The sequence below is a fragment of the uncultured Subdoligranulum sp. genome, from assembly GCF_937890665.1.
The window spans coordinates 1-9,815 of sequence record NZ_CALADU010000261.1 but is presented as its reverse complement, the minus strand read 5'-3'; the positions used below and the strand labels follow the sequence as shown (position 1 = coordinate 9,815).

Here is a 9,815-nt window from a genome sequence, read left to right as displayed (position 1 = left end):
AGACAGGATTTCTTCGAGTGTTCCACACATCGTAAAAACGATGAAAAATGCAAATCCCACTATATCCGAGCAGTCGTTTTGGAAGATATGGTGTGGATGCACATGGAAACAGTCATCAGCTATATCCTCCGCTATGAAGCTCACTTCCGTGCAGTTGTTCAGGAAAGTATGAGCATGGAGAGCAAGGAAAAGATTCAGGCATGGAAAAAACAGCTTACACAGGCTGAAAAGAGAATTTCAGAGTTGGACAGGCTGTTCGTGAAGATTTATGAGGATAATACAAAAGGAAAGCTGTCTGATGAACGTTTCTCTATGATGAGTGCAAATTATGAGGAGGAACAGAAAAAACTCAGAATGGACGCTGTAGAGCTTCAGAAGAGCATTGAAGATCAAGAGCACCAGAGTGAACGGCTGGAAAAGTTTATCCGAAAAGCAACACACTATCAGGATTTAGATTCGCTGACACCGGATGCTCTGCGAGATATGGTCAGTGCTATTTATGTAAGCGCACCGGATAAATCTTCGGGTAAACGTCAGCAGAAAATCGAAATCTATTATGATGGTGCAGGTTTTATTCCGCTGAGTTTATTGACGCAAAGAGAAACGGCGTAACCGAAGTCACGCCGTTTTCTCCCCGAAAATCGGGATTTTTTAATTTTACTGTTTTATGAGCACCGTTGTAAGGGGCGCCTTTTGAGGCGGGCACCGCAACCCGGCCATGCAGGAGACGCGGCGCAGCCGCTGAATCCGAACCTCCCTTTTGACGGTTCTCACCGCACGGCGATGCACTCGATCTCCACGAGACCGCCCTTGGGCAGCGCGGCGATCTGTACGCAGCTGCGGGCGGGGTAGATGTCGCCGAACAGTTCGGCATAGACCTCATTGACGGTACCAAAGTCCGCCAGATCCTGCACAAAGACGGTGGTTTTGACCACATGGGAGAGATCCAACCCGGCTTCCGCCAGCACCGCCTGCAGGTTTTGCAGGGATTGGCGGGTCTGGGCAGCCACGCCGTCGGCCAGCGTGTTGGTGGCGGGGTCCAGACCCAGTTGGCCGCTGCAATAGACGACGGTGCCGGTATCCACAGCCTGCACGTAGGGGCCAAGGGCGGCGGGGGCCTTGTCGGTGACGATACGTTTCATTACAAACCACTCCTTTTGGGGAATTTCTGTCTGTATTGTACCGCATCCCGTGGCAAAAGAAAAGCCCCGTCAGGCCTTGACTTCGTTCACAAGGGGTTCGCCCCGGTCAAAGGCCCGGGCGTTTTCCATCGTGGTGATGGCAATGCTTTGCAGCGCTGTGCGGGTGAAGAAGGCCTGATGGCTGGTGATGACCACATTGGGGAAGCTCAGCAGCACCGGCACCACCTCGTTGTGGAGCACATCGTCCGAGAAATCCTCAAACACCTGCCCATCTTCATCCTCGTAGACGTCCAGACCCACCCCGGCAAATTTGCGGTGGCGCAGCGCGTCGATGAGGGCATCGGTGTCGATCAGGCCGCCCCGGCTGGTGTTGACAAGAATGGCGTTATCCCGCATCAGGGCGATGGTGGCGCTGTTGATCAGGTGATGGGTGTCGGCGTTCAGGGGGCAATGCAGGCTAACCAAATCGGCCGCCCGCAGCAGTTCGCCCAGCTCCACATAGCGGACGATGCCCTCCAGTTCGGGGTTCTGGTACTGGTCATAGGCCAGCACGGTCATGCCGTAGCCGTGGCAGATGCGGGCCATGGCCGCGCCGATGCGTCCCGTGCCGATGATGCCCGCGCAGGAACCGTACAGCGTGTGGCCCAGCAGACCGTCCAGCGCAAAGTTGTTGTTGCGTACCTTGATATAGGCCTTGCAGATGCGTCGGTTGGCCGCTTGGGCCAGCGCCATGGCGTGTTCGGCCACGGCCTCGGGGCTGTACCCCAGCACCCGCAGCACCGTGATGCCCAGCCGGGCGGCGGCTTCCAGATCCACGTTATTGAACCCGGCGCAGCGCAGCAGCAACAGCCGGATGCCCACCTTGGCCAGCGCTTCCAGCACGGGGGCGGAGCAATCGCTGTTCACAAAAGCACAGACGGCGTCGCCGCCCTCGGCCAGCGGAGCGGTGTCCACGTCCAGATTGGCGGCCAAAAATTTCATGGTGCAGCCATATTCCGGGTCGGCTGCCAACAGTTCAAAGTACAGGCGGTCATAGTCCCGCGTACCGTAAAAAATGATCTTCATAACAGGGCGGTGCCTCCTTTTGGGGTAGTATGTGCGTTCAGCCTCCCCACTATACCCCATCGAGGCCGTCCTGTACGTTGTTTTGACAACATTTGGCAGGCAGAAACCAAAAAAGAGCCGGAGCCCTTACGGGGCTCCGGCTCAGAATGCCTTGGAAAATGTGCTGCGGAACAATCAGCCGTTCTGCTTGCGCTTACGGATCACAAACAGTGCTGCAAAGCCAGCAGCGGCAGCCGCTGCCAAACCGCCCAGCAGACCCACCGGCATAGCGTCGCCGGTCTGGGGGATTGCCGCCGTGGTAGCCTGCGGCTGCGCAACAGCGGTGCTGGTCACATTGACCGTGGTGGTATTGTTGTTGGTGTTGTTGTTATTGTTGGTGGTACCGCCGTCACCGCCGCCATGGCTGCCGCCACCGCCGGAAGTCGTAGTGGTATCCCATACCAGCACGTAGGGCGAGAAGCTGCTGGTGGTGAAGTAGACGCCGTACTGGTCGGTCTTGACATTCATCAAGGTTGCGGTGGCATCGTTCACTTCGGTGGTCATACCTGCCACATCTTTGTCGCGGTCCAGACCGTCAAAGTGCGCCACATAGAAGGTGGTGCTGGCGTCGGTTCCTTCGGGGAAGGGCCAGTAGATAGTGACCTGCTTGTTCCCGGTGGTTACCCAGACGTTGCCGTTGGTGGCATCCACCAAGTCAAGGTATTTTGCCTCGGTCTTGAGCTTGCTGGTGTCTACGTCGGAATCCTCCTGCTTGACAGCTTCGATGGCCTTCTTGTTCAGCGTATCGGCATAATGGGTATCCGTGGTCTCGGCGATATCGTCAAAGAGCAGCGAGACATGCTGGCCATCGACCTGTACGTCGCTGTTGTTGACCATGAAGTGGTCCGCATTGCCGCGGATCATGTAAGCCGACTTAGTCAACTGGGACTGGTTGTTGCCATCCTCCGCCTTGGAGGCCTCCGCCACAGTATTATAGGACTGCGTGACCGTTGCGTCCTCGTTGGTGTAACGAACCGTCAACGTCGCGGGGTCTTCCGCACCTTGTACGCTGGCCGTCTCGGTTTTACCGTTGTCGTAGGTGATGGTGGCATACAGCGTAGAAGCATCGACACGATCGCCATAGATCATCATGGTGTAAGTTTCGGCCAACGTGCCATGATCCTGAATGTCAAAGTCATCGGTGCCGACATAGTTGCCTTCTTTGTCGCGGAAAGAAACGTTCAGTTTCGCACCATCAGAGTCGTCCGTGGGTACGATCTTGTAGATGTAGTACCCGGTCTCAGCGTTGGTGGCACTGGTGCCTTCTCCATAGGGAGTCAGATCCCAGATCAGGGTCTGGCCGCTAGTGGTTTTCGCGGTCAGGGTAATGTAGTCGGAAAGATCCAGCACTGTATCGGACTCCACGCCCAGATTATTACGCAGCCGATTATTCAGCTCCGTGGACAACTGCAGCGAGAAGCCGATTTCCGGCAGAGAGCCGTCATTTTCCAGCTCCTTGCCTTCTCCATTCACAATATTCACATTGCTGCCGGTTTCCTCTGTCTTTTCACCGCCGCGGTAGATGGTCAGATTTTCGGGGGTGACAATGATATCGGCCTTCACTGCATCTTTGCAGGTAACAGTAATAATGACCGGGACCGGAGTCTTGCTGTCAACTTCCCACGTTTTGGACTCGGCCACATAGCGCAGCGTAATAACCGGGTCGTTCTGCGTTACGGGATCCAACGTATGCTTGATGCCCGTATCGTCATTGAAAGCTGCCAGATAAACGCTCTTCAAAACGGTAACATCCACGGTGTAACCGCCAGTGGCATTCCCTTTTACATCACTGACTTCATAGCAGTCTTCCAATACGTCGTAGATTTTTTCCGTTTCGTCGTGAGTGGCTTCACTATTGGTGCACTGAACCGTGACGGCGTCTTTCAGCAATGCCTCCACCGTCGGGTCGTCCGGCTTCTGCGGCGGAGTCTCCGGCTCACCGATCTTCTTCCACTGTGCATACAGGGTCAGGTCGCCGCAACTTGTTTTATTTCCATACAAATCGTTCGGCATATAAATGTCGCCGCTGCCGTCTTTATTGGTTGTCCAGTAAAGTAGTTCGTAGCCTTCAGGCTGGAACATATCGTCCAAAATACGCACACCGCGGGCAATGACGCCATCATTGTAATAATACTGGCTGTACGTTTCGTCCGTCAGTTCCGCTTCTTCCGGATAATTCGAATTATACAGGATTTCTTTATCGTTATTCTCTTTACCCTGTGTCATGCACAGGTAGATGGACATATTGGGGTAATCATTTTCGTGGAAATCCAGTCCCAACGTCTTAGTCAGAGACAGCAGGCCATAGAAGGCGGTTCCATCTCCCTCCAGTTGCCAGGTGCCATCCTCCAAAATACTGTACATGGAGTTATGCGGTGCTGCCGCGTCAAAGCAATTCCAGTACTGAAAATAGTAGCCTTCCGCAATATTCGGGCTAATGGTAATTTGGGTATTCCGCGGCAATGCTACAAAGTCCCAATCTTCATACAAGAAAGAATAGGTTTTCCCCTTGCTTTCAAAGGAAATCACCATGTTTTCGCAAGCCTTGGGGTGGTTGAACTTCGACACATCCACCGTATCGACACGACGGTTAAAGTCTACCTTGGTTGCATCGCTGTAATCAAAGAAATATAGCTTGACGACGTTATTTCCCTGAACAATGCTCGACGGCACAACATTAAATGTCAGTCGCGTGTACGGCGCCGCATAGCTAAAGCTCTGTCCATCGATGTCGGAACTATACTTAATATTTTGCAGCCCAACTGTGTCAAAATAGTACCCATCGTTTACATCCAGAATAAAGTTCCGGCCCGTATTGGCAATGGGCAAATCTTCGGCTCGATAAACAAGCTCATAGTTCAAATACGCTTCTACGGTCGTGCGCTGGTAGGCATTTCCATCCTCTTTCCAGAGAATGGTACCAAGGTCGATGTCCTTGTCCGCGTTTTGCAGATTCAGCACATGGCTAGCCGCTTTCATATGCACATAGATGGTACCAGTGCCGTATTTGATTCCTTCCAGCGTATCCGCCCAACCAAAGGTTACGCTCTGACCATCCTTGAAGTCTTCGTTCCAATCAAGAATGTATACGCCGTCGCCGCCGCTTACATCAGTGATTTCATACACGGCTTTACTCTCGTCGGTCAGTGCAACCGTCATTGTTGCAGTCGAAGCATATACATCGCCGAGATGCAGTGTATCGATAACTTCATTCTCTTCATCGACCGCAATAACCGTAAGATCAGTCGAAGAGATTGTCCCTCTAAAAAACTCAACCGAAAAAACACCGTCTTCACTAGTGCCCGTTTCAAAACCACCTTTCGGTGCCGCAGCGGGCTGTGCGGCATCATTCGCACTGTATGCTTCGCTATCTTCTGCGGTAATTTCGGTCTCATTTTCACCATCGACCACATCCGTGCCGTCGGTATCCTCAGAGCCATCTACCTTTTCGGACTCTTCGGTGTCGTTGGTGGGTTCGGTGGTATCGCCATCAATGGTATCGCCATCGGTGGTATCGCCATCGGTGGTGACGGTATCCACTTCCGAGTCATCGGTCTGGGTGGCACCGGTGCTGTCCCCGAGATCAGTTCCGTCCGTCTGCGACACAGCCGTAGTAGGCTTTGTTGCCTCGTCGACGTCGGGGTTTCCTTCCGCGAATACAGCGGTGGGCATCATGCTGGCACACAGAGCATCGCTGTAATGCGGCGGAAACCATTTTTGCCTGTTCGCATTTACAAAGTTCCTCCTTTTGCCTTGGTGTTTGCGGGTATATCGGTTCGTCCGGAGGCCGGACGTTCCTACCAAAAATGGGTGTGGGGCATCAGGCCCCGGCGCGCCAACCGGCGGTCTCCTGTTCAGCCTGCAGCATCATGTCGTAGACCTGTTGGAGCTGCTGTTCCAGATTGGCGTACAAGTTATCTTGTGTCGTGCGGCAGAGATTGCGCAGGCAGCGGGGATTGCCCTTTTCTTCGGGGACCCCTGCTTCGCGGCAGAGCTCCTGCATTTTACGGCACAGGTTAGAGCGATTGATGGGACGACCGCTGCGGGTCACAAAAATGGGCCCCACCGCCAGACCTTTTTCTTCGATATAATCCAGCAGTTCGCGGCGCAGCGTTTCGGGCAGGCGGAACGCAAAGCGGCTGTTGTGGCAGTCCAACGAGGCATTGCCGTCGCGCACCACCTGTACGGTGACCTGATCCAGACATTGCAGCGGCAGCCCTGTCACGGCAAAGACCTTGACCAGCAGATAAAGCTGGTGCAGGCCGCGGCTTCGGGCGGCGCGCAGCATCCGCAGATACTCTGCCCGGGTCAGTTCCGGTGCCGGAGCGGAAGCCGCCCGGTGATGATGCATCAATAGGTCATACCGACCGCACCAGCGGAAATAGTTGTTTGCCGCCGAAATGCGGATATTGACGCTATGTTGGCGGTAGCCCTTTTGCTGCAGATCCTGCTGCCATTGGCGCAGCGTTTTTTCTGTGGGCGGGCCTTGATTTTCCAGATATGCCTGCAATTCATACAAAATGCGGCGATAGCTGGCGCGGGTATCGTTGTTCCAATCGGCACTGTCAGGACCTTGGATGTACTCCTCAATGGGATAACCCGGCAAGATTTCCCGCTTTTCTTCCACGGGCCTCCCCTCCTTTTCCGGTGCTTCTAACAAAAGTACGGTTCTGTTGCAAAGGGCTTCTTTGCCGGCAGCCGCAAAGGCGCAGACTACCCCCTTTACTTAAAAAACCACGTACTTATGGTAGCACAAGGGGTGCTGAAAAGCAAGCACTCTACTGCTATTTTGTCGGTTTCAGCAAAAAATGACGCACGAAATCTGTCGGACAGACTTTTGTCTGCCCAACGTATTTCGTGCGCCTTTGCTGGAATGACCAAGCAGGTCTGCCAGTTTCGAGAGATTTTTTTCGATTCCATAGAAGGTTCTGGCAAACAGGTGCCGCAGGTTGTGGGGAAAGACTTTCTTTTCCGACACACCCGCCCGTTTGCACAGGGCCTTCATTTCTTTCCAGATGGTGACCCGGTCCAGCGGGCGGCCATTGCGGGTCAGGAACACCGGCCCGGAATGAATATGCTGCCGGGTACACCACCGTTCCAGCCGCTTACAAAGCTGGCTGGGCAGCAGGATCTCGCGGCATTTGCCCTTGCAGCGGATGGCGGCCCGACGGCGGCGAACGGCCTCCGCCGTGATATAGGCCAGTTCCGACACCCGGATGCCGGTGGCGCAAAGGGTTTGCAGCACCAGCAGGGTGCGCTTGGCGCCGCTTTGGCGGGCGGCTTCCAGCAGACGGAAATATTCCTTGCGGGTCAGCTCCCGGTTGGCATCGCAAAAGACCCGGTGCTGGCACTTGAGGGGTTTGGCTTTGCCCTGCGGGTTGCCGCAAAATTCCTGATAGCCGTTTACCGCCGCCAACATGGCGTTGACGCTGGCTACCGAGTAACCCCGGGCCACCAAACTGTCCCGCCAATCGGCCACCGCCTGTTTGGGGGGCACCGATGGGGCGCCGGTCTCCCGGAAAAACCGTTCCACGTCCCGGCTGTATTTTTCCATGGTGCCGGCACTGTATTCCCGGGCCTGCATCCATGCACGATAGGCTTCCAGTGTCATACATCATCACTCCCTTTTCCGCTTCTTCCCTCTAGTGTACCCTCTTTCCGGCAAAAAATGAACACCGTGTCAGAAGTTTCCGACCCAAAAGAATCGCCCGCGCCAAACAGCGCGGGCGATTTTGTCGTATTTGTCAGGGAGCGGGGCGCTGGGTCACCGTGATGCAGACCACCTCGGTGCGTCCTTGGGTACGCAGCCGGTAGCCCCACGTACCGGTGCCGCCGCTGACGATGGCCGTGCAGGAGGGCGTCACCCCTTTGCGGCCATAGTTGCGCTCGTTGCGGGCGGCCATGCCCACCGCCCCCGCAGGCCAGACCTGCCCGCCATGGGTATGGCCGCTCAAAATCAGGTCGGCCCCCGCCGCCGCGGCATTCTGGAAATCCCGGGGTTCGTGGTCCAGCCAGACCGTATAGCAGTCATCCGGGCCGCCGGGCAGAAGTTCCGCCGCCGAAAACCGCCGTCCCCCGGTGTAGAGGTAGTCCTTGCGGCCCACAATGCGAATGCCGCCGGTGACTACGGCGGTGTCCTCCAAGAGGCGCACCCCCGCCTTGGCCATGGCCTGTTCCAGCGCAGCCCGGTCAAAGCTGGGTTCCTGCCAATGGTGGAACAGGTCGTGGTTGCCCAGCACATAGTATTTGCCCAAGGGGGCCTGCAGCGCGGCGAAAAAGTCACAGAAAGCCGCAAACTCTTCCGGCTGGGTAAACTCATCGAAGATGTCCCCCGTGAGAACCAGCAGGTCGGGGCGGCAGGCCTCCACGGCGCGGCGCAGTTCGGGGATGCGCCCCCGGTGCATGGCAGCTTGGGGGTTGGGGTGCAGGTCGCTGAGCTGCACAATGCGCAGCTCTCCGCCGGGCAGGGGTTTGGCGGTGGTCAAGGCATACCGGGTGGTGGCCAGCCGCACCGCCCGCCGTCGGCCCCACCACCACACAATGGCGGTAAGCAGCCACGGGGTCATGCCCTCCAGCCAAAGCATCCGCCAAAGGGTCTGTACCGGCCCGCCCGCCAGCCGGGCGGCCAGCCCCAGTGCGTTGCCCACGCAGTAGAGGGCGGTCAGGTAGCCCACCAGCACGATGCCCAGCCCCAGCGGGTCACGGCTGACCCACGCCAGCACTGCCACCAGCACCAGCGGCAGGCCATAGTAGAGCAGCGGCCAAGGACTGAGCCATGCCAGCGGCGGCAGTTGCAAAAAGTTCCAATAGAGCAGTCCGGCCAGCGCCACCTGCCCCACCCGGGGCAGAAAGAACTGAAAAAACGGATGATACATGCAAGCCCCCTCCCGCGGGGCCAAATTCTAAACACCGTCTGCGTCGGCGGACATGCGCCGACGACGCAGACACATACAGGGAAATGGGGTGGCAAATTGTGTGCAAGGAGAGAATCGACGAGTGCGCGATTTGGCACCCCATTTTGTCGAGGGGGAGTCCAAGCGTGGGGAATAGGCCCGGCAGACACCGCCGTGCGGGACTGTTCCCCCTTTTGCAAGCGTAGCGCCAAAAAATCCCGCGCCGGGCAGGCGCGGGATATAAAAAGCAGCTTTTACTGTTCCTTTTCTTTGATGGCCTTGTCGATGGCCTTGGCCGCTTCCTTACCAGCGCCCATGGCCAGAATGACGGTGGCCGCACCGGTGACGGCGTCGCCGCCGGCGTAGACGAAGGGACGGCTGGTCAGGCCGTCGGGGCCGTTGGTGATGATGCAGCCGGGGCGGTCCGCATCCAGACCCGGGGTGGTGGAGCGGATCAGCGGGTTGGGGCTGGTGCCCAGCGCCATGATCATGGTATCCACGTCCAGCGTGAACTCGCTGCCCTCCTTGACGATGGGACGGCGGCGGCCGGATTCATCGGGCTCGCCCAGTTCCATCTCCACGCAGGTCATGCCCTTGACCCAGCCGTTCTCGTCGCCCAGCACTTCCACGGGGTTGGTCAGCGTCTTGAAGATGATGCCTTCCTCCTCGGCGTGCT

Annotated in this window: 8 protein-coding genes; 1 reads left to right on the top strand and 7 read right to left on the bottom strand. The window is 56.7% G+C overall.

What is annotated here, in order from left to right:
* Positions 1 to 612 (top strand): DUF4368 domain-containing protein (locus Q0526_RS14545; RefSeq protein ID WP_298735059.1); only part of this gene is annotated, 612 nt, incomplete at its 5' end.
* A gap of 158 nt (positions 613 to 770) precedes the next feature.
* Here Q0526_RS14545 and Q0526_RS14540 read toward each other — a convergent pair.
* From Q0526_RS14540 to Q0526_RS14510, 7 genes are all read right to left on the bottom strand, one after another.
* Positions 771 to 1,142, bottom strand: a complete 372-nt coding sequence (locus Q0526_RS14540; RefSeq protein ID WP_298735057.1) for a RidA family protein — start codon at positions 1,140 to 1,142, stop codon at positions 771 to 773.
* A 69-nt stretch (positions 1,143 to 1,211) separates the two neighbouring features.
* Positions 1,212 to 2,207: a 2-hydroxyacid dehydrogenase gene (locus Q0526_RS14535; RefSeq protein WP_298735055.1), complete on the bottom strand. Its 996-nt coding sequence runs from the start codon at positions 2,205 to 2,207 to the stop codon at positions 1,212 to 1,214.
* 174 nt (positions 2,208 to 2,381) lie between these two features.
* Positions 2,382 to 5,921 (bottom strand): LPXTG cell wall anchor domain-containing protein, encoded by a 3,540-nt coding sequence (locus tag Q0526_RS14530; protein ID WP_298735052.1) that lies wholly within the window; start codon positions 5,919 to 5,921, stop codon positions 2,382 to 2,384.
* A 145-nt stretch (positions 5,922 to 6,066) separates the two neighbouring features.
* The gene (locus Q0526_RS14525) at positions 6,067 to 6,873 is read right to left on the bottom strand and encodes a hypothetical protein (RefSeq protein WP_298735049.1); all 807 of its coding nucleotides are present in this window, start codon (positions 6,871 to 6,873) and stop codon (positions 6,067 to 6,069) included.
* 171 nt (positions 6,874 to 7,044) lie between these two features.
* Entirely contained in the window at positions 7,045 to 7,857 is an 813-nt protein-coding gene (locus Q0526_RS14520) for a tyrosine-type recombinase/integrase (protein ID WP_298735046.1), read from the bottom strand.
* 133 nt (positions 7,858 to 7,990) lie between these two features.
* A complete protein-coding gene (locus Q0526_RS14515) occupies positions 7,991 to 9,121 on the bottom strand; it encodes a metallophosphoesterase (protein WP_298735043.1) in 1,131 nt (376 codons plus the stop codon).
* Positions 9,122 to 9,393: 272 nt separating this feature from the next.
* Positions 9,394 to 9,815, bottom strand: a 422-nt coding sequence (locus Q0526_RS14510) for an FAD-dependent oxidoreductase (RefSeq protein ID WP_298735040.1), incomplete at its 5' end; no start/stop codon positions are given.

Excerpts from the sequence above, each read along its gene's own strand:
- Q0526_RS14520 (WP_298735046.1), bottom strand. The coding sequence starts at position 7,857 with ATGACACTGGAAGCCTATCGTGCATGGATGCAGGCCCGGGAATACAGT.
- Q0526_RS14540 (WP_298735057.1), bottom strand. The coding sequence starts at position 1,142 with ATGAAACGTATCGTCACCGACAAGGCCCCCGCCGCCCTTGGCCCCTAC.
- Q0526_RS14515 (WP_298735043.1), bottom strand. The coding sequence starts at position 9,121 with ATGTATCATCCGTTTTTTCAGTTCTTTCTGCCCCGGGTGGGGCAGGTG.
- Q0526_RS14535 (WP_298735055.1), bottom strand. The coding sequence starts at position 2,207 with ATGAAGATCATTTTTTACGGTACGCGGGACTATGACCGCCTGTACTTT.
- Q0526_RS14530 (WP_298735052.1), bottom strand. The coding sequence starts at position 5,921 with ATGATGCCCACCGCTGTATTCGCGGAAGGAAACCCCGACGTCGACGAG.